The following is an 18,572-nucleotide window of genomic DNA, read 5'->3' as shown; positions in this document are numbered from 1 at the left end:
CATGTCTGCAAGCCTTAGCCTGCTGGCACTGTCGCTTGCTGGCTGCGCGCATTATACGCCTCTGCCGCTCGCAACCCAGGCGCCGCTCGCGCCTGATCTTCGCTCGCTGGATCCGTCCATCCCCAGCGAACCGCTTGGCGTGGAGCAGGTGGTTACCCTTGCCCTTGCGAACAATCCCGATCTCAGGGCGATCCGGTTCAAGCGCGGCATCGCCACCGGACAGACATTGCAAGCCGGCCTTCTGCCCAATCCGTCGCTGAGCGGCGCACTGCTGCCGCTGCTATCCGGCGCCGGCAGCGTACCGGCGTGGAATCTGGGCATTGCGCAGGATATCAAGAGCCTGGTCACCTACCGTTCCAGGCGCCGTGCCGCCGCCGACAGTGAACAACAGGTCGCAGCCGACATCATCTGGCAGGAATGGCAGGTTGCAGGCCAGGCGCGCCAACTCGCCTGCGACCTCATCATGGGGAACCGCGCCCGCCCGAGCTATGCTGGAGCCTACACGCTTCTGGTCGAGCGCAACACCAAGCTTGAGAAGGCATTGGCAGCGCATAGCGTGACGCTGGTGACGGTCGCGCCCGATCGACTGGCTTTGCAGTCTGCCCGCGCCGCGCTCGATGCCCTGGATCAGCGTCAACTTGGTCTCAAGCATCAGCTCAATGCATTGCTGGGCCTCACGCCCGACGCGCAGCTTCCATTGGCCGAGCAGGTCGATCTCCCACCATTCGACATGGCAGCGATCAGGGCCGATCTTCCCAACTTGCCGGCTCGCCGCCCCGATCTCATAGCCCTGCGCATGGGCTATGCCTCGTCAGACGAGCAAGTGCGCCAGGCGATCCTTTCCCAATTTCCCGACATGAACCTTGGCGGAAGCGTCGCAAGCGACAATGCCAAGGTCATCAATGGTGGCCCGAATATTCAGATCGGCCTGCCGATATTTGATCGCAACCAGGGCAATATCGCCATCGCCCGGGCTACCCGCGAACAGCTTCATGCCGATTATTCCGCGCGGCTCGCGGCCACGATGGGCACAGTCGAAGCCATGTTGAGCGAGGCAGAGCAGCTTTCAGCCCAGCTCATGACGGCCCGGCATGATCTTCCCGCCGCACGCCTTGCTGCCGAGCGGGCACAGGCCGCCTTTGGCGCGTCCAATCTCGACGAGCGCGGCTATGTCGACCTCGTTTCCAATCGCTTCACCAAGGAGCAGGAAATCATGACACTCGAACTTGCGCTCCTCGATCGCCAGATCGCCATACAGACCCTCATCGGATCGGGCCTGCCCAAGGCAGATGCGCTGACTGCGCCGGATGCGGCACGATGAAGGGCGCAGCTTTCCTTGCGCCCATCGTCCTGCTTCTTGCAGGATGCGGAAATACGCCAGTGGCGCCGAGCGATGCGCCGACGACATTGGTCAGCACAGTGACAGCGCGGCGTGGCGCACTGCCGGCAACGCTCGACTGCTATGGCACCGTGGCACCTGCCATCAATGGAACACAGAGCCTGAGCGTTGCGCAACCCGGACAGGTTACCGCGCTGCTGGTAGCGCCCGGCACGGCCGTGAAAGCGGGCCAATCCCTGGCGACTTTCATGGTCGCGCCCTCGGCCCGCAGCGCTTATGAGCAGGCCTCGAGCGGGCTGGCTGCCGCGCGCAAACAGGCTGCGACGACAGCGCAACTCCTCTCGCAACAACTCGCGACCCAGGATCAGCTCACCCAGGCGAACAAGGCGGTTTCCGACGCGCAACATGCACTCGCAGCCCTTCAGGCGGAAGGGGCGGGGCAGGCAGCCCGCACGCTTGTCGCGCCCTTTGACGGGATCGTGACCAGCATATCTGTCGCACAGGGCGATCGCCTGCAGGCTGGCGCCCCGATCGTCACGGTTGCCAGGGCCGGTGGGATTGTCGTCACCGTTGGGGTCGATCCCGCCGTCCATGGCCGCGTAGCGGTAGGCATGCCTGCATCGCTCAAGCGGCTTTCGGGCGGGCAAAGCCTGGCAGGACAAGTCGTTCGGGCAGACAGCGCTCTTAACCCACTCACCCGACTGATCGATGTTGATGTCAGCTTCCCGGCTGGCGCGCTGCTCCCCGGCGAAGCCATGCAGGTAGCCATCGAGACCGGCCAGGTTTCCGGCTGGATCGTGCCACATCAGTCGGTGGTGACGGCTGGCGGCCCGGCCCGCCTGTTTCAGGTGGCCAATCGCCAGGCCCGGGCGATCCCGATCCGCATCCTGCTTGCCTCCGACCGGGGCGATGTCGTCGAGGGCGCACTTGATCCAGGCAAGCCGCTGATCGTCTCGGGCGCCTATCAGGTCAGTGACGGCGACGCCGTGCGGTGGAGCAACTGATGCTGGAATATCTGCTCCGTACGCAAGCGCGTACATTGGTTCTCATCGCCATGGCGCTTGCGCTGGCAGGTGTCGTTGCATCGCTATCGCTGCCCACGGGACTGTTTCCCCAGGTGTCCTTCCCTCGGGTGGTGGTCGATCTCAACGCCGGAAGCCGTCCGGCCGACCAGACGGCGCTCACAATTACCCGCCCGGCAGAAGAAGCGATCCGCGCCATACCCGGCGTCCAGAATGTCCGCTCGGAAACGAGCCGCGGATCGGCGCAGATCTCGGTCGATTTTGGCTGGGGGCGCGACATGGTCGCCAGCACTTTGCTGGTCGACACGGCTTTGGGGCGGATATTGCCGTCGCTGCCCGCCGGCACCCAATATGACGTCCGTCGCATGGATCCTACGGTCTTTCCGATCATCTCCTATGCGCTGGTATCCGAGCATGGCGACCCGGTGGCCTTGCAGGATTTGGCCACCTATCAGATCACGCCCCTGCTTTCATCGATCAATGGCCTGGCGCGTGTCGGTGTCCAAGGCGGTGATACCGCCGAGGTACAGGTGCTCGCCGACCCATATCGATTAGCCGATCACGGCCTGTCGATGACCGACCTGGCCAGCGCAATCCGCAATGGCAATGTGTTGAGCGCGGTCGGCCAGGTGCAGGATCGCGGCCGTCTGTCGTTGGTCATCGCCGACCGCAGCATCATCAGTGCGGGCGACGTCGGCAACATCGTCATCAAGGCTGCAACTGCCGGGATCGTTCACGTCCGCGATGTCGCGACCGTCCAGGACGGCGCGGTTCCGGTTTGGCAGCGCATCGTCGACGACGGCAAGCCTGCGGTGCTGTTCAATATCTATGAGCAGCCCGATGGCAACGCGGTCCAGATAGCCCGTGAAGTGCAGGCAAAGCTGGCTGGCGTAAAACTGCCAGCCGGCGTCAAGCTGGTGAACTGGTATGATCAAAGCGAACTGGTCACCCAATCTGCAGCAAGCGTGCGTGATGCCGTATTGATCGGCCTTGTCCTGGCCGGCCTCGTCCTGTTGTGGTTCCTGCGCAGTTGGCGCGTGACGCTGATCGCGGTGATCGTCGTCCCCGCCACATTGGCAGCGACAATATTGCTGCTTTCGCTGCTCGGCATGAGCTTCAACATCATGACCCTTGGCGGCATTGCAGCGGCCGTCGGCCTGCTCATCGACGATGTAATCGTGATGGTCGAACATATTGCGCGGCGGGCGGGCGCCCTTGGCAGCGATGGGAAGCCACTCGGCGACGCCGCCGTCCTGCCCGCAGCGCGAGAGTTCATGGTACCACTCACCGGCTCCAGCCTTGCCACCTTGATCGTGTTTCTGCCGCTGTCCTTCCTGACCGGCGTGACCGGTGCCTTTTCCAAGGCTCTTTCCATCACCATGGCCGGAGCACTGGCTCTTTCCTGGGCGATGACGGCCTTCGTCGTTCCGATACTCGCGCGCTGGCTGATCGATTTCAATCAGTGGCATGATCCTGGACTGGCCGGTGACGGACGTCTTGGGCGTCTCCATGAGCGTACGCTCGATCGCCTTTCGGCTCGTCCCTGGCTCCTCGCAATGATCGCAGGCCCGCTGCTTCTGATCGGCTTTGTCGGCTATTCCAATGTTCCCACCGGGTTCATGCCGAAGGTCGATGAAGGCGGCTTCATCATGGATTATTTCACGGCGCCCGGCACATCGCTCGAGGAGACCGGCAGACAGGTCGGGCAGATCGATGCGATGCTGCGTGCCAATCCCCAGGTGCTGACCTTCTCGCGTCGCCTCGGCACCGGGCTCGGAGGCGATCTCGGACAAAGCTATCATGGCGACTATTTTGTGCGACTGAAGCCGGATCACAGCACGCCAACCGAAGAACTCGCCGCATCGTTCGCAAGCGAGATCGCCATCAAAGTTCCCGGTGTCGAAGTGGAGGTCGCGCAGTTGATGGAGGACCTCATCGGCGATCTGACGGCTGTTCCCCAACCGATCGAGGTAAAGCTCTATGCCGCTGATCCAGGCATTCTCCAGAGCGAGGCACGCAAAGTTGCAGCCTTGATCGGGCAAATCCCAGGCGTCATCGAGGTGAAGGACGGCGTGCAACTCGCCGGCGACGCGCTCAACGTCCATGTCGATCCTGTTCGCGCCGGAATCGAAGGAGTCGCCCCCGCAGATGTCGAGGCGCAGCTTTCCACCGCTCTTACCGGGGCGATCGCCACGACACTGGCGCAGCCCAGCAAGGCGGTCGATGTGCGTGTCCGCTTGGCCGAGACAATGACGCTCAGCCAGGATGGCCTGTCTCAACTGCCGATCCGGGCTGGCGACAGTCATATATTTCCGCTCTCGCGGGTCGCCACGATCGAGGCCGTCACCGGCCAACCGCAGATTGCGCGCGAGAATCTCGAGCCGATGGTGGCTGTGACGGGGCGTATCCAGGGGCGCGGTATCGGCGCAGCCGTCGGTGACGTAACCAGGGCGCTCGACAGGCCGGGGGCACTTGGCACCGGCGTGCGCTACGAAATGGGCGGCCTCTATCAACAGCAGCAGATCGCCTTTGCAGGACTGATCAAGGTGTTCGCCATGGCCCTGGTCGCCGAACTCATACTCCTGCTGATCCTGTATCGGCGCTTCTGGCTGCCGGTCATCATCATCGGCTGTTCCCTGCTTTCGACCACCGCCGTCTTTACGGCCCTCTGGCTCGCGGGCGTGGACCTCAACATCACCGCTCTCATGGGCATGACGATGATCATCGGCATCGGCACCGAAATGGCGATCTTCTACGTGTCCGAGTTCGAGGAACTCTGCCGCGTAATGCCCGCCGCACAAGCCACCCGGGAAGCCAGCCGGAATCGCCTGCGACCGATCCTGATGACGACCCTGGCCGCAATGTTGACACTCCTGCCGCTGGCGCTGGCTATCGGGCAGGGATCGGGCATCCAGCAGCCGCTGGCGATAGCGATCATCGCTGGCCTGCTGCTTCAGTTCCCGCTCGTGCTGCTGGCGATGCCAGTGCTGGTGCGACTGACTTTGCCGCGCGGCGAAACGGCACAAGCCGGGACGGGAGCCCTACCGGCCACATGACCATATCAAGAGGGCCAGCGCCCCAGCAGCAATCTGCCCATCTGAAGGAACAGCCCATGAAACATGCCCTCCTCCTTCTCGCCGCCCTGGCAGGAAGCGGCAGCGCGCTCGCTGCAGCGAGCCCCCCTCCTTACCGGATCACCGATAAAATTGCCGGACCCGATGGGGGATGGGACTATGCCCGCGTCGATAGCCGGACACATCAGCTCTATGTCGCCCGTGCCCGCGAGGTGACGGTAATCGACACCCGCACCCACAAGATGATCGGCTCGCTAGGCGTCATCGCTCACGGTCATTCTGCAGTGCCGGTCTCGGACGATCGACTTCTGGTGACCAGCGGCGACGATGCAAGCGTAAGATTCCTTCAGCGTGCCAATGGCAAGCAACTGGCACGCTTGACCGTCGGATTGAAGCCGGATGCGGCGATCCTCTCCCACGATGGCAAGCGCGCTTTCGTCATGAATGCGACAAGCGGCACGATATCGGTCGTCGATGTCCAGAGCATGAAAATCGAAAGAACAATCAAGGCGAAACCGGGCCTGGAATATGCGGTACTCGACCGGACCGGCACCATGTTCGTCAATAACGAGGATTTCAGCGAGATCGAACTGCTCGACACCATCACGGGAAAGATGGGACAGTCGATCCCGCTTCCTGGATGCGAGGGCCCCAGCGGCCTTGCTCTCGACGGGAAGTCCACCCGACTGATCGCCGCCTGCGCCAATGGCAAGGCCGCGATAGTGGATGCGCGAAGCCGCCGCTTGGTCAAGCTTGTAGACATTGGGCGGGGACCTGACGCAGTCCTGATCGACGAGACCCATAGACTGGCCTTCATTCCTTGCGGCAAGGATGGGGTACTCGATATCTTTTCGCTCGAGGGCCCTGAGGTCCGCAGGATTGGCCGCGTGGAAACCGAAATTGGCGCGCGCACCGGCGCGATAGATCCGGCCACGGGGACGATCTATCTTCCGGTCGCCAACATGGTATCGCCGCCGAGCGGCAGCGGACCTCTGCAGCCCATGCCAGGCAGTTTCCATGTGCTTGTGATATCGCGCCGCCAAATTGCGGGTTGATCGTCAAATACCTCAGCGAGGAACCTCATGCCCTCTGTCCTGCAGAAATTATCCGCCAGGCATCGTATCGACAGCTATATACTGGTCATGTTCCTTGCGGCAGCAGCGGGCATATTGCTCTTCCTGAAGCTTGGATCCGAAATATTGGAGGGCGACAGCTTCGCGATAGACCGATATCTTCTCCAGTGCCTGCGTCGCAGTTCGGATAGCGCAATTCCGATCGGCCCCGCCTGGCTCCGATCGGCAATGGTGGATATTTCCGCGCTGGGTGGCATCAATCTGCTGACGCTCATCACCCTGTTGGCATCGGGCTATCTTCTTGCTGCGCGAAAGCAGGTAACCGCCCTCTTTCTCCCGATCTCCATTGCGGCTGGCGGCGCGATGAGCGCGCTTTTCAAAATTGAATATGCAAGGCCGAGACCGGATATCGTCAAGCATCTGGTGGAGGTCAGCTCTGCCAGCTTTCCCAGCGGGCACGCGATGAACTCCGCTATCGTCTATCTTACGGTCGGCGCCTTGCTGGCCAGAGCCGAGCAGGCTCCTCGAGTACGGATCTACATCATCTCCGTGGCAATCTGCCTCACCCTGGCGATCGGCAGCTCTCGCATCTACCTGGGCGTTCACTGGCCGAGCGATGTGGTAGCGGGATGGTGTGTAGGAGCGAGTTGGGCGGCCATGGCGTTGCTGATCGCACATCGGCTGCCGGGCGCCAGAGCAGGCGTTGGGCCAGAATCTCTTTCCGGTTCGTCCGTTTATCTGTCAAATCGCGATCATGAGTCTTAGCGACGATAGCGATCTTGAGCTCATTTATGGCGTTCATCGTGCTGATTTACGTCGCTTTCTGATCGCGCGCGTCGGAGATGCTGCCGAAGCAGATGATCTGCTTCAGGAATTGTGGGTGCGTGCCAGGAATGTGGCGGCAGGGCCGATCGGCAATGGTCGCGCCTATCTTTACAAGATGGCCCAGAATCTCGTTCTTGATCGACTTCGCGAGCAGCAGCGGCGCATGGCTCGGGAGCGGCGCTGGAACGATCAGGAAACCGATTTCACGGCACCGGGCATCGACCCGGTCGATCGGTCGCAAACCGCCGAGGACCAGATCATCGCGCGCGAGGAAGTGCAGCGCATCAAAACGGCGCTCGAGACGCTGCCGGAAGGGGCAAGAAGGGCATTCGAACTGCACAAGCTTCGAGGGCTGACACATGGCGAGGTGGCTGCGCAGTTGGGCATCAGCAAGAGCGGCGTCGAAAAACATATGGCCGTCGCCATGAAATATCTTCGCCGCGCGCTCACGGACTGAGGTAATGCCGTCACGATATCGTCACACAGTGATCAAACAGGTGGAAGGGCAATCGCCATGACGGCGCGTGCGGATTTTGACGAAGCGATGCTTGACCAGGCGATTGCCTGGCAGGCGGCGCTCGAGCACGACGATGCGGATTGGGACGGCTATCTCGCGTGGCTGGAGGCAAACCCCCGGCACCGGGAAGCCTTTGATTCGATTGCCCTGGTCGATGCTGCTGTCCGCGAACATCGGGACGTTCTGAGCCATGAGCCTTCTCCTCCTGTCGCCGAAATCGATCCAAGACACCGTTGGAAGCCGAGACTGGTGATGGGCGGTGCTCTCGCCGCTTGCCTGGCGCTTGCCGTTGCGCTCCCGACATTCTGGCAGACATCCAGACCCATTGCCTACAGCAACGAAGGCTCGGCGCCGCGCATGATCGCTCTGGCCAGCGGCACCAGCGTCACCCTGTCGCCGGGAAGCGCCATTCTGGTATCGGCAAAGAATGACGGGCAAATCGAGCTTGCGAAGGGGGAGGCCTATTTTGACGTCCGCCACGATCCCTCGCGCGTCCTGACCGTATCGGCCGGCAACTATCGCGTTACCGATATTGGCACCCGCTTTTCGGTCAATCTTGCAAACTCTGCCTTGCGGGTCGGTGTCGCACAGGGGGCGGTTTCCGTCGCCGGCGCGCAGACCGCTTCGGCAGTCAGGGTCGATGCCGGCCATCAGTTGGTCGGCAAGGATGGTCTATTGACACTCAGCACGGTAGAGCCCTCCCAAGTGGGAAGCTGGCGCAGTGGCCGGCTGACCTATACGAATGCGCCGCTTGCAATGGTGGCTGGCGACATCGAACGATATTCGGGCAAGAGGATTTCTGTCGATTCCGCGCTGGAGAACAAGCATTTTTCGGGCATTCTTGTCATCGGTGACGGATCGAAACTTGCCAGCGACCTGGCGGCCGTCATGGGGCTCGAAGTGCGTCAGCAAGGCGATCTTGTGCATATTGCTGCTGGCCGGTGAGATTGGCCCGGAAACGGTTCTTGCACGCGCACCGGTAGTCAGTCTCGATATCGCGCCCGGGCCGCTCATGGCCGCGATGGACAAATTCTCCGCCTCGACGGGTATCTCCATCGGCTTCAAGGCCAATGTCACACAACTGAAAACGCGTGGTGTGAAAGGGCGCTTGTCGCCCGAGGAAGCCCTGGCGCGGTTGCTCGAAGGAACCGGACTTCAAGCGCTCAGGATCGGTGATCGCCTCTATCGTATCGAGCCCAAGCCGGCGGTAATCGCAGTCCGACAATCCCCTCGCACGCCTGCCCCCACAGTGGCGCCTGCGGCAAGTGAAATCATCGTGACCGCGCAGAAGCGGCCACAGCCGCTCGCGAATATCCCCTTATCAGTATCCGTGCTGTCGCTTGATCCGCTGGGGGGAGCGAGAAGTCCGACGTCCCGCGACATCAGCCTCGACATGGAAGGCCTGGCCATGACCAACATGGGACCAGGGCGTAACCGACAGTTTATCCGCGGGGTTGCCGACAGCCCATTCAACGGCCTGAGCCAATCGACGGTTGCAGTCCAGGTCGATGAGGCAAGGGTGACATTCAATGCGCCGGATCCCGATCTCCGGCTCATCGATGTCGATCGGATCGAAGTCCTCAAGGGACCGCAAGGGCCGCTCTATGGTTCGGGCGCACTGGGTGGCATCTATCACATCGTCACCAGAAAGGCCGAACTGGATGACAGCTATGCCCTGGCGCGACTGTCAGCTCAGGCCGTTCAGCATGGCGAATTGGGCACGGGCGCCGAGGGCATCATGAACCTGCCTGTCGTCGATGGCCGCCTGGCATTACGCGCCGTGGGCTATCGTCTTCTGGAAGGCGGCTGGATATCCAATGATGGTTCCGACAAGGCGACCAATTCAACGGAGACCGTCGGCGCGCGGATAGCGCTGCGATGGCAGCCCTCAGAGCGATGGACGGTCGATGCAGGCTTCATGCTGCAGGACATCAATGCGCGCGACAGCCAATATGTGCTTCAATCCGACGAAATGCTGTCGCGTGATCATCCCATTGCCGAGCCCACCGACAATGATTTCAAGCTGTGGCATGGCACCGTCAAAGGCAATATCGGTACGCTGGAACTGACGTCGGCGACCAGCTATGTCGAGCATGGTTTCGACTATATTCTCGATGCCAGCAGCGCTGCCGACCAGTTCGGATTGACGGGCCAGGTCCGGTTCGACGATGATCGTCGATATACGGTGCTGAACCAGGAACTGCGCATCGCACCTCAAGGCGAGCAGCATTGGCTTGCTGGCCTTTCCTACCTTCGGGCGACCACTCGAGGGGAGGCTTCCGTCACCCCGGAAGGGGGCGATCCCGCCATAGTGGAAATCTACGATCGGCAGGTTGTCGAATATGCGATATTCGGTGAAGCGACCTTGCCGCTCTTCAATCGCCTGGATGCGACGATCGGCGCGCGCCTGTTTCAGAGCATCACGCGCGATGGAACCGGTGACGAACCCAGGATCACGCCCGTTCGTGCGCGCAAGACCATCCTGTCTCCCAGCGCTGCAATCTCCTATCGATTGAACGGATCAGGTATTGTCTATCTCCGCTATGCAAGGGCGATGCGTCCTGGAGGTCTGGCGCCTGCGGAAACCACGTCGGCGCGCCAATTCGATGCGGACGAATTGAGCACCTTCGATCTTGGCTTTCGCAAGACTGCCTTTGATGGTCGCTGGTCCCTTTCAGCTAGCACCTATTACACGCTCTGGAACGACATCCAGTCGGACTATCTGCTCGAAGATGGGCTGGTCTCTACCCGCAATGCAGGCAAGGGACGGATCATCGGAGCCGAGATCGCTCTGGATTGGAATCTGGGCAATGGCTTTACCATTTCCGCCGGTGGCAGCGCGCAGTCGGCCTTGCTCACGCGTGCGGCCGATGGCGTCAAGCTCGATGATCGCGGCCTTCCCATAGCCCCGGCCTTCGCTGGCCGGGCATCTTTTGGCAAATCCTTCGCCTTGGCCGGTGGCTGGCAGGCCAGGACCGGGCTGCAGGCCAATTATATCGGGAAAGCAAGATTGTCCTTCGACGATGATCTGGACCGAAGCATGGGCAATTATGCGACCGCGTCCGCCCATGCAGAGGCGACGCGAGGCCACTGGACCCTCAGCGTCAATATGGACAATCTGTTCGATATTCGGGGTGACAGCTTCTCCTTCGGCAATCCTTTCGCGATCCGGGAGGAAGCGCAATATACGCCAATCCGACCTCGCACCCTTACACTCGCCCTGGCGCGATCCTGGTAAGAGGCTGGCGATTGCGCAATTGATAGGTCGCAGAATAACCCACATGGTCAGACAGCATGGTTCCGTCCGGTTCATGGCCGAACGGGACATCGATGCTGCTCAACTCGAGGTCGGTACGTCGGCCAGGTGTGAAAAACTGCCAGTCGCGGGCGCGCTTCCTTGAAAAACGCGCATCGGCCGAAAGAGCGATGCCATGACGGGCCGCTTCTCCATAGGCGTCGTCAATATCGCCATCCTGACACCATCTGGACTGAGCCCTGGAGAGCAGCATTTGCTTGCGCGCTGGAACGCTGCCCACATTAAAGTCCCCAGCAACGATCAGGGGCCGCGATGGATCATGCGCGCTCGTAATGAAGTTGGTGAGATAATCGACCTGCAATCGGTAGGCGGCCAGCGATCGGTCATCCTGGACCCGTGACGCACGCCTGCTGTTCAGATGCGTCGTGACGATATCGACCCTGTCCCATTGCCCGGGGAGAGCGACGCTGACCAGCAGCGCGCCCTTGTTTGCCAGACAATCAAATCCTGCACAGGCAAAGGTCGGGAAGGCCATTTTCCGGACGCCCGCAATCGGATAATCGGACAGGATCTGAAGCCCGCTTCCGACATATTTGCCGAGCGTTTCACCATGATACCATGCGGCAGCGTCTGTCAGAGCATGCGAGCCGGACGGCAGATTTCCCTGTCCAGGCATCTGCGCGCCCGGACCTTCCACTACATATCGGTAGCCCGCTGCCCGGCCGATCGCCCGAGCGTCAGTCGTAAAGGCTTCCTGCAGAACGATGATGTGAGGTTGCGTCCCATCCTCGCGCATGGTCCGCAAATGCTGCACAATCTGCGCGAATGCCTGTGTCCGCCCTCTTGCGACGGGCCAGGGCAGACCATGGATATTATAGGTCAGCACGGACAAATGCCCGTCGAAAGGCAGCGGGAGCCTGGGCGTCAGATCCGGCGATGACGGGGTCGGTGCCGCAGCGCCGAGCATGCCCATGAGCGAAGCTGCGATCAGAACTGCCTTCGAGGTCCGCAAATTGTGTCTCCCGTATTCGCCGCCTGCGACGATGCGAATGCACGGGCACCTCAGTTTCCATCACGGAAAAAATTGCTGGGCTTGAAGCTGAGGTCTCCATCTCACCACGCCGTCGAGGCACGCAACGGGGAGATGTGAGCTGATGATTATATCTGCGCATCATGCGTTCGGGATCGTGACGCTGGTCTTATTCGGAGCTTTTGAAGCCATGCCGGCTCGAGCCGCCAATGAAGATCCACGCTATGCTCCCCTACTGGTAGCGAGCAATGCCAGGCTCTTGCACGGGATACCGGTTGCGCACGCCCCCAAGACCTACGCGCTTGCCGTCGCGACGCCCACCGATCATTTCGATCTGGCACGGGTCAGATCCCGTTCGCTCAATCTGCTGCTTGGTCCTTCCAGCCTGCGTCTGTCCGCCAACCGTGCCGCATCCTTTGTTCATCAGGATGGAAGCGCTGATCAGGATCGCTGGTCCTTGAGAAGCATATCCTTCAATGCGGCCATACCATTGATGGATATGCTGAACCTGTCGCTGAACGGGGATTACGCGCATATGGGGCGACGCCTCCATGTCGTGGAGATCAACCCCCGCCGGTTGTCGACCAATATTGCCAGTATCGGGCTTGCCATCGACGATGCGCGGGGCTCTCGCCTTTCCTTGGACTATCGGTCCATCTCTCGCCCGTCACGGCATGATGCCCTTACTCGCCTGGCGGAGACGCTGGGGGGCGCCCCATTGACCGGTTCTGGCCCTGAGCTTGCCCTTGCCAGTCCGGCACCGGGGGTCTCCGGATCGATCGATTGGCGCCTTTGCGTCAGTGACATGCGTCGCCCCGCAATGGATCTCACCGGCCTGGAGGGATCAGCCATTGTCAACGATGCGCGCGCCCTGGCCAGCTTTCGCTATCATCTATGAAAGAGAAGCGACTTCTATTCTCGATCCACGACGTCGGACCAGCTTTTGAGGGCCAGGTGGATCGCCTCGTCGATCATGTCGCCCCCTATGTGCGGCTTGACCGGACCGCGATGCTGGTGGTCCCCAACCATTGGGGCGATCATCCTATTTCGGCGCGCTCACCCTTTGCTGGCCGGGTTCGCCGATGGGCGGAAAGCGGCGCGGAGATTTTCCTGCATGGCTGGTTTCACCGTGACGGAGCCAGCCACGGCGGCCTTGGCGCCCGGTTCAAGGCTCAGCACATGACAGCTGGCGAGGGAGAATTTCTCGGACTGGATCTCGCCACGGCCCGTCAGCGGCTTGCAGACGGGCGGGCCCTGATCGAGGAGATTACCGGTCAACCGATTGCCGGCTTTGTTGCGCCGGCCTGGCTGTATGGAGAACCCGCCCTGACAGCGCTTGAGGAACTCGGTTTCCCAATTGCGGAAGATCATATGAAGATCTGGTCACCCATGACTGGGCAAACTCTGGCGCGTGGACCGGTCATGACATGGGCCAGCCGGAGCAAACTCCGCATGGCATCATCCCTGGCGGTCGCATATCTCCTACCGCCGCTATTGCACCGGTCGGAGAATTTCAGGGTCGCCGTCCATCCCGGTGACACGACCCAGCCGGCTATCATGCTCAGCATCAATGATGTTCTGCAGCGGGCGGTCCTGACCCGCCGGCCGAGCCGCTATGGGCATTTGCTGGACGATTGAACCGAATATGCGCGTGCTGACATTTCTTCACAGCTTCGAAGCCGGCGGCGTGGAACGTATCGCGCTGCGTCTTGTCCGCGCCTGGCGGGGCGCCGGTATTGAAGCCCCTCTCTTCATGGGTCGGTCCGATGGCCCGATGCGGAACGAACTCGCCCGCGCGCTCGAATTCCATCAGCCACGCCAGCCCCCCTTTTCCACCAGGCGGTTCGAGACGCTGTGGATGATGATTACCCTGCCGGCCGTCATTCGGCGGCTCCAGCCTGATCTGCTATTTTGTGCCGGCAACAGCTACACGGTCGTTGCGCTGGCGATGAAATTGCTGCTTGGCAGGCGTTGTCCCCCTATTGTCGCCAAGATCAGCAATGATCTCGAGCGCAGGGATATGCCCATGCCGATCCGCACGCTGTATCGGCTATGGGTGCGCCTCCATGCCCGGTTCATCGATCATTTCGTGGGTATGGAACATGCAATGGAAAGGGAGATATCCTCCGCCATCCACATCCCATCGAGATGCATCTCCATCATAGCCGACCCTGCGATCGACCAGCGCCAACTCGAGACTTTACGAGCCGGTGCCACTGGCCGTCGACGGCAGGAAAATGAGGGCCTTCAATTCGTGGCGGTCGGAAGGCTTGTCCCGCAGAAGAATTTCGGGCTCATGCTTCGCGCCTTCGCCGTCGCTGCAACAACGCGCGATTGCCTGACGATATATGGAGACGGGCCGGAGCGCGAACGCCTGGCTGCGCTGGCCCTGCAACTAGGCATAGAAGATCGGGTTCGTTTCAAGGGCCATGTGCCCGATCCGGCGAGGCACCTCACCGGATTCGATATTTTCTTGCTATCGTCCAATTATGAGGGCGTACCAGCGGTGATCATCGAAGCGCTCGGCGCCGGACTTCCGATCATCGCGACCGATTGCAGTTCCGCCATGTCCGAACTCACGCAACATGGACGTCTGGCGACGCTCGTCCCTGTCGGCAATCTCTATGATCTGGCTGCTGCGATCGCTGCAGCCCGCCGCATGGATCAATGCGAGGATGCCAGCTATTCCCAGGCGAAACGTTTCACGATCGAACAGGCATGTGGCGATTATATCACCTGTTTTAAACATGTTACATACAACTCTATCTCCGAAAATAATTGCCATCCGCAAGCTGAGGTTCGGTCCTGAGTGCGCCGTCCCATGGGTGACGCAACTATCAAGAGACGATCATGACGGACCCGAATTCAGGTGGTTCAGTCCTTTCCTCAAATCTCGTTTTCCAGCCCACGGTGCCAGCCATTGGCACCATGATCTCGCCAGAGCCGCTGATACGGACAGGGCGCAACTGGACGATATGGGCGGGGCCGATCATCTCGCTGCTGATCCTGCTGGCGGTCCTGCAGCAGTTCAGGGGCCTGGACACGGCCCACCTCCTGCAGCTTCTGCCGACAACACCCATATTCTGGACCGCGTTCGCCGCCTATTATCTTGCCGGCCCGATCTCGGAATGGGTCATTTTTCGGCGACTCTGGCATATTCCAGCGGCGGGCTTCGGCGCGCTTCTTCGCAAGCTGGTGAGCAACGAGATTCTGCTGGGCTATCTTGGCGAGGTCTACTTTTACGCATGGGCCAGGCGTAGCGCCGACATCAGGTCCGCACCCTTTGCGGCGCTCAAGGACGTCACCATCCTGTCTGCGCTCGCCGGCAACGTCGTGACGCTGATCATGATGATCTTCGCCTTCCCGCTTCTGGGCAGCGGCGTCGCGGGGATTGGCAGATGGGAGATATCGGGATCCATCTTCTTCGTCCTGCTGACGTCCATGCTTGCCATGCTTTTGCGCAATCGGCTGTTCGCGCTGCCTCGGCACGAACTGTGGCTGATTTCCGCCATTCACGTGCTGCGTATCCTGGCCACGACATTGCTGGCCGCCATGATGTGGCACCTGCTGCTCCCCTCGGTGGACCTGAGCATGTGGATCATCCTTGGAACGATCAGACAGTTGCTTTCCAGGCTGCCCCTGCTTCCCAACAAGGACGTCGTCTTTGCGGGTGTGGCCGCTTTCTTGATCGGACGGGACAGCGACATTGTTTCGGCGATGGCTTTGATGGCCACGCTGATTCTTGCCGCGCATCTTGTTGTCGGTCTGCTTCTGGGAATGAACGGCCTGATCAAGGATCGGACATGATCCTGTTTGCCATGATGTCCGCTGCGCCGATCCCTTCATCGCCAGATCTGGGCAAGGCTGAGGGGCTCTGTCGGCCAAATGAAAGCGGGTCAGCCTTTCTCGTGTCGGTCGAGGGACTGAAGGACCGCAGGGGACGCCTCAAGCTTGAGCTCTACCCAGCAAATGACGCCGATTTTCTCGCCGACGACAATATCCTGATTTCGGAAGGTAAGGTGTTTCGGCGGGTCGAGGAAACCGTCCCCTCCCAGGGGTCAGTGACGCTGTGCATCCGGGCACCAGGCCCCGGCGTCTACGCGATCAGCTTGATGCATGATCGCGATGCCAACCGGAAATTCTCGCTCTCGATCGACGGCGTAGGTTTTGCGGGCAATCCCAAACTCGGATTGTCGAAACCGTCAGCGGCAAAGGCATCGGCGCGCGTAGGCGCCGCTCCGGCCCATATTCCCATCAGGCTCAATTACCGGCGCGGCCTGTTTTCCTTCGGACCTTTGGAGCGCTAGCCCATGCGAATTGTCGACGTTTGCGCTTTTTATGCGCCGCAGGGCGGCGGGGTTAAGACCTATGTAGAGCGGAAACTGCATGCCGGCGCAGCGGCGGGGCATGACATAATCATCCTTGCGCCGGGCGAGAAACTGGCGCGGCGGCCTGCGCGCGGCGGGAGCGTCGTGACCATTCCAGCCAAGCGTTTTCCGCTGGATCGGCGCTATCATTATTTCGATGATGAGGCAGCGCTGCATCGCATGCTGGACGCGCTTGCCCCCGACCTGGTCGAAGCATCGTCGCCATGGTCGAGTGCCTCCATGGTTGCACGCTGGCGCGGCGATGTCCCGCGCGCACTGGTAATGCATGCAGATCCTCTGTCGGCTTACGCCTATCGCTGGTTCGGCAATGTTGCGCCGCGGGCAGCCATCGACCGGGGCTTTGACTGGTACTGGCGACATTTGCGACGGCTCGGACAGGCTTTCGACATGGTCGTGAGCGCAAATGACAGTCTTTCCGCGCGCCTGCGCGCCGGGGGCGTCGGTTCGGTCTGTACCGTCCCCATGGGGGTAGAGCCCCATATTTTTACCCCGTCGCATCGCGACGCAGCTTTGAGGCGGCATCTTCTCGCGCGATGCGGCCTGGATGAAAATGGCCTGCTGCTGATGGGGGTCGGCCGGCATGCACCCGAGAAGCGATGGCCAATGGTCATACAGGCTGCGACGCTCGCCGGTTACCGTCGGCCCGTCGGCCTGGTGCTCCTGGGTGATGGTCGGGACAGCGCGCGGGTGCGCCGTGCAGCCGCGCACAACCCGCATATCCATCTGCTGGCGCCGACGACCGACCGGCGGCGACTCGCGAGCCTGCTGGCAAGCGCCGATGCCCTCGTCCACGGGTGCGAGGCAGAGACCTTCTGCATGACCGCCGCCGAAGCGCGCGCCAGCGGCGTCCCCGTGATCGTGCCCGATGAAGGAGGCGCTGCTGATCATGCGCGTTCAGGAATCGGTCTCCGTTTCCGTGCAGGTGACACGGCAAGTCTGGTTGAAGCGATAGAAAATTTCGCAGCTACCGATCCGGACATTTGGCGTAGTCGAGCCGCAACCGCGGCAGCTTCAGTCACCACGATGGACGAGCATTTTTCTTGGCTGTTCGAGGCCTATTCCTCGCTGCGAACTGCTGTGCGCCATGCAGCCTGAAACCTCCGCATCGAAAATGGCGCCCTTACCCGGCCAACCGCCCGCACAGCGCGGCCGCCTCCGCCGCAGAAATCTTGTGAGGTTCGATGTGGAACCCGAAAAGAAGCATCCCGTCCTATCTTCCCTCGAACCCGCCTTCCAGCGCCAATGCACCTGTCGGTGCTGGCCCCTCATGGTCAGGATCATATGGTGGGCGCTCAGAAACGATCGTTGATAGCGTAGGGCAGGAGAGGGGGATGGCGCCCTCCAGATCGTTATCGGACCATTAGTTTCAACGAGCGCAACAGCATTTCCCATAATTTTCGCTGCACAGGCATTTCTCGACTGAGGCACCCCTTGGATGACGCCGTCCTGCCGGCACGGGCATCCAGCCTGGCAGGGGATCTTCATGCGGCTTTTCATCGTAATTGCAGTATTTTGCTGTGTCCTGCTCACGCCGCGATTTGCTCAGGCGTCCGACCGGACGTGGCGCGATACCAGTAATATCGGTCGAGACGCGCTGGTGATTGCCGCGCTCGGCACGCCCCTCGTTCAGGAGGATTGGCAGGGCGCGCTTCAGGCAAGTGGAAGTGTCGGTGCCGCGACGCTGGTGTCTCTTGGACTGAAGGATATCTTTCCCGAAACCCGCCCGGATGGCAGCGACCGGCGGAGCTTTCCGTCCACCCATACCGCCACTTCCTTTGCGGCAGCTGCAACGCTCCAGAACCGCTACGGCTGGAAAGTCGGGCTTCCAGCCCATCTGGTTGCGACCATCGTCGGAATCTCTCGTGTTCAGGGTACCAAACATCACTGGTATGATGTCGCTGCCGGGGCCCTTCTGGGCGAAGCATCAGGCCTGCTTCTCACGACCAGGCGCAACAACAATATTCGAATGCTTCCCTGGAGCGATGGGCAGGGGGGCGGGATTGCAATGGCTTTGCGATTTTGAGGGCTGTAGCCACTTTTCCAGCAAA

The 18,572-nt window shown here is 61.1% G+C and carries 16 protein-coding genes; 15 read left to right on the top strand and 1 reads right to left on the bottom strand.

Annotated features, from left to right (window positions below):
* Nucleotide 1 precedes the first annotated feature (1 nt).
* Genes ACUCV3_RS07105 through ACUCV3_RS07070 form a run of 8 tightly spaced genes read left to right on the top strand, consistent with a single transcriptional unit; the run spans nucleotide 2 to nucleotide 11,088 of the window.
* Nucleotides 2-1,321, top strand: a complete 1,320-nt coding sequence (locus ACUCV3_RS07105) for a TolC family protein (RefSeq protein WP_010335874.1) — start codon at nucleotides 2-4, stop codon at nucleotides 1,319-1,321.
* Complete coding sequence (locus tag ACUCV3_RS07100) at nucleotides 1,318-2,343, top strand: efflux RND transporter periplasmic adaptor subunit (protein WP_017183061.1); 1,026 nt, start codon at nucleotides 1,318-1,320, stop codon at nucleotides 2,341-2,343. Before ACUCV3_RS07105 ends, ACUCV3_RS07100 begins: the two co-directional genes overlap by 4 nt.
* On the top strand, nucleotides 2,343-5,417 hold the full coding sequence (locus ACUCV3_RS07095; RefSeq protein ID WP_010335877.1) for an efflux RND transporter permease subunit: 3,075 nt from the start codon (nucleotides 2,343-2,345) through the stop codon (nucleotides 5,415-5,417). The genes ACUCV3_RS07100 and ACUCV3_RS07095 overlap by 1 nt, the downstream gene beginning before the upstream one ends.
* A 56-nt stretch (nucleotides 5,418-5,473) precedes the next feature.
* Complete coding sequence (locus tag ACUCV3_RS07090; RefSeq protein WP_010335878.1) at nucleotides 5,474-6,490, top strand: YncE family protein; 1,017 nt, start codon at nucleotides 5,474-5,476, stop codon at nucleotides 6,488-6,490.
* Nucleotides 6,491-6,517: 27 nt separating this feature from the next.
* A complete protein-coding gene (locus tag ACUCV3_RS07085; RefSeq protein WP_010335879.1) occupies nucleotides 6,518-7,273 on the top strand; it encodes a phosphatase PAP2 family protein in 756 nt (251 codons plus the stop codon).
* The gene (locus ACUCV3_RS07080; protein WP_010335880.1) at nucleotides 7,263-7,790 is read left to right on the top strand and encodes an RNA polymerase sigma factor; all 528 of its coding nucleotides are present in this window, start codon (nucleotides 7,263-7,265) and stop codon (nucleotides 7,788-7,790) included. The genes ACUCV3_RS07085 and ACUCV3_RS07080 overlap by 11 nt, the downstream gene beginning before the upstream one ends.
* A 57-nt stretch (nucleotides 7,791-7,847) precedes the next feature.
* Nucleotides 7,848-8,795, top strand: a complete 948-nt coding sequence (locus tag ACUCV3_RS07075; RefSeq protein WP_017183064.1) for a FecR family protein — start codon at nucleotides 7,848-7,850, stop codon at nucleotides 8,793-8,795.
* The gene (locus ACUCV3_RS07070) at nucleotides 8,770-11,088 is read left to right on the top strand and encodes a TonB-dependent receptor (protein ID WP_482240467.1); all 2,319 of its coding nucleotides are present in this window, start codon (nucleotides 8,770-8,772) and stop codon (nucleotides 11,086-11,088) included. The genes ACUCV3_RS07075 and ACUCV3_RS07070 overlap by 26 nt, the downstream gene beginning before the upstream one ends.
* On the opposite strand, the gene ACUCV3_RS07065 is transcribed toward ACUCV3_RS07070, so the two are convergent.
* Nucleotides 11,060-12,118 carry an endonuclease/exonuclease/phosphatase family protein gene (locus ACUCV3_RS07065; RefSeq protein ID WP_482240466.1) on the bottom strand — a complete coding sequence of 353 codons (1,059 nt, stop codon included), beginning with the start codon at nucleotides 12,116-12,118 and terminating at the stop codon, nucleotides 11,060-11,062. The genes ACUCV3_RS07070 and ACUCV3_RS07065 overlap by 29 nt on opposite strands.
* 142 nt (nucleotides 12,119-12,260) lie before the next feature.
* Here ACUCV3_RS07065 and ACUCV3_RS07060 point away from each other — a divergent pair, with 142 nt between their 5' ends.
* The 7 genes from ACUCV3_RS07060 (at nucleotide 12,261) to ACUCV3_RS07030 (ending at nucleotide 18,547) form a co-directional block, all read left to right on the top strand.
* Nucleotides 12,261-13,034, top strand: a complete 774-nt coding sequence (locus ACUCV3_RS07060; protein ID WP_037509331.1) for a hypothetical protein — start codon at nucleotides 12,261-12,263, stop codon at nucleotides 13,032-13,034.
* On the top strand, nucleotides 13,031-13,774 hold the full coding sequence (locus ACUCV3_RS07055) for a DUF2334 domain-containing protein (RefSeq protein WP_037509333.1): 744 nt from the start codon (nucleotides 13,031-13,033) through the stop codon (nucleotides 13,772-13,774). The genes ACUCV3_RS07060 and ACUCV3_RS07055 overlap by 4 nt, the downstream gene beginning before the upstream one ends.
* Before the next feature lie 7 nt (nucleotides 13,775-13,781).
* Nucleotides 13,782-14,945, top strand: a complete 1,164-nt coding sequence (locus tag ACUCV3_RS07050; protein ID WP_051887075.1) for a glycosyltransferase — start codon at nucleotides 13,782-13,784, stop codon at nucleotides 14,943-14,945.
* Between the two features lie 41 nt (nucleotides 14,946-14,986).
* A complete protein-coding gene (locus ACUCV3_RS07045; RefSeq protein ID WP_230588555.1) occupies nucleotides 14,987-15,943 on the top strand; it encodes a hypothetical protein in 957 nt (318 codons plus the stop codon).
* Entirely contained in the window at nucleotides 15,940-16,443 is a 504-nt protein-coding gene (locus tag ACUCV3_RS07040) for a DUF2141 domain-containing protein (protein ID WP_037509337.1), read from the top strand. Before ACUCV3_RS07045 ends, ACUCV3_RS07040 begins: the two co-directional genes overlap by 4 nt.
* A 3-nt stretch (nucleotides 16,444-16,446) precedes the next feature.
* Nucleotides 16,447-17,619 (top strand): glycosyltransferase, encoded by a 1,173-nt coding sequence (locus tag ACUCV3_RS07035; protein WP_037509339.1) that lies wholly within the window; start codon nucleotides 16,447-16,449, stop codon nucleotides 17,617-17,619.
* A gap of 388 nt (nucleotides 17,620-18,007) precedes the next feature.
* Nucleotides 18,008-18,547: a phosphatase PAP2 family protein gene (locus ACUCV3_RS07030; RefSeq protein ID WP_010338368.1), complete on the top strand. Its 540-nt coding sequence runs from the start codon at nucleotides 18,008-18,010 to the stop codon at nucleotides 18,545-18,547.
* Nucleotides 18,548-18,572 lie beyond the last annotated feature (25 nt).

This window comes from Sphingobium sp. VMM (genome assembly GCF_056790315.1).
The sequence above is the reverse complement of the archived record's forward strand: the minus strand, read 5'-3'. Positions and strand labels throughout refer to the sequence as shown.

What these genes read in the sequence shown, in the direction of transcription:
- ACUCV3_RS07105 (WP_010335874.1), top strand. Translation starts at nt 2, where the DNA reads ATGTCTGCAAGCCTTAGCCTGCTGGCACTGTCGCTTGCTGGCTGCGCG.
- ACUCV3_RS07100 (WP_017183061.1), top strand. Translation starts at nt 1,318, where the DNA reads ATGAAGGGCGCAGCTTTCCTTGCGCCCATCGTCCTGCTTCTTGCAGGA.
- ACUCV3_RS07095 (WP_010335877.1), top strand. Translation starts at nt 2,343, where the DNA reads ATGCTGGAATATCTGCTCCGTACGCAAGCGCGTACATTGGTTCTCATC.
- ACUCV3_RS07090 (WP_010335878.1), top strand. Translation starts at nt 5,474, where the DNA reads ATGAAACATGCCCTCCTCCTTCTCGCCGCCCTGGCAGGAAGCGGCAGC.
- ACUCV3_RS07085 (WP_010335879.1), top strand. Translation starts at nt 6,518, where the DNA reads ATGCCCTCTGTCCTGCAGAAATTATCCGCCAGGCATCGTATCGACAGC.
- ACUCV3_RS07080 (WP_010335880.1), top strand. Translation starts at nt 7,263, where the DNA reads ATGAGTCTTAGCGACGATAGCGATCTTGAGCTCATTTATGGCGTTCAT.
- ACUCV3_RS07075 (WP_017183064.1), top strand. Translation starts at nt 7,848, where the DNA reads ATGACGGCGCGTGCGGATTTTGACGAAGCGATGCTTGACCAGGCGATT.
- ACUCV3_RS07060 (WP_037509331.1), top strand. Translation starts at nt 12,261, where the DNA reads ATGATTATATCTGCGCATCATGCGTTCGGGATCGTGACGCTGGTCTTA.
- ACUCV3_RS07055 (WP_037509333.1), top strand. Translation starts at nt 13,031, where the DNA reads ATGAAAGAGAAGCGACTTCTATTCTCGATCCACGACGTCGGACCAGCT.
- ACUCV3_RS07050 (WP_051887075.1), top strand. Translation starts at nt 13,782, where the DNA reads ATGCGCGTGCTGACATTTCTTCACAGCTTCGAAGCCGGCGGCGTGGAA.
- ACUCV3_RS07045 (WP_230588555.1), top strand. Translation starts at nt 14,987, where the DNA reads ATGACGGACCCGAATTCAGGTGGTTCAGTCCTTTCCTCAAATCTCGTT.
- ACUCV3_RS07040 (WP_037509337.1), top strand. Translation starts at nt 15,940, where the DNA reads ATGATCCTGTTTGCCATGATGTCCGCTGCGCCGATCCCTTCATCGCCA.
- ACUCV3_RS07035 (WP_037509339.1), top strand. Translation starts at nt 16,447, where the DNA reads ATGCGAATTGTCGACGTTTGCGCTTTTTATGCGCCGCAGGGCGGCGGG.
- ACUCV3_RS07030 (WP_010338368.1), top strand. Translation starts at nt 18,008, where the DNA reads ATGCGGCTTTTCATCGTAATTGCAGTATTTTGCTGTGTCCTGCTCACG.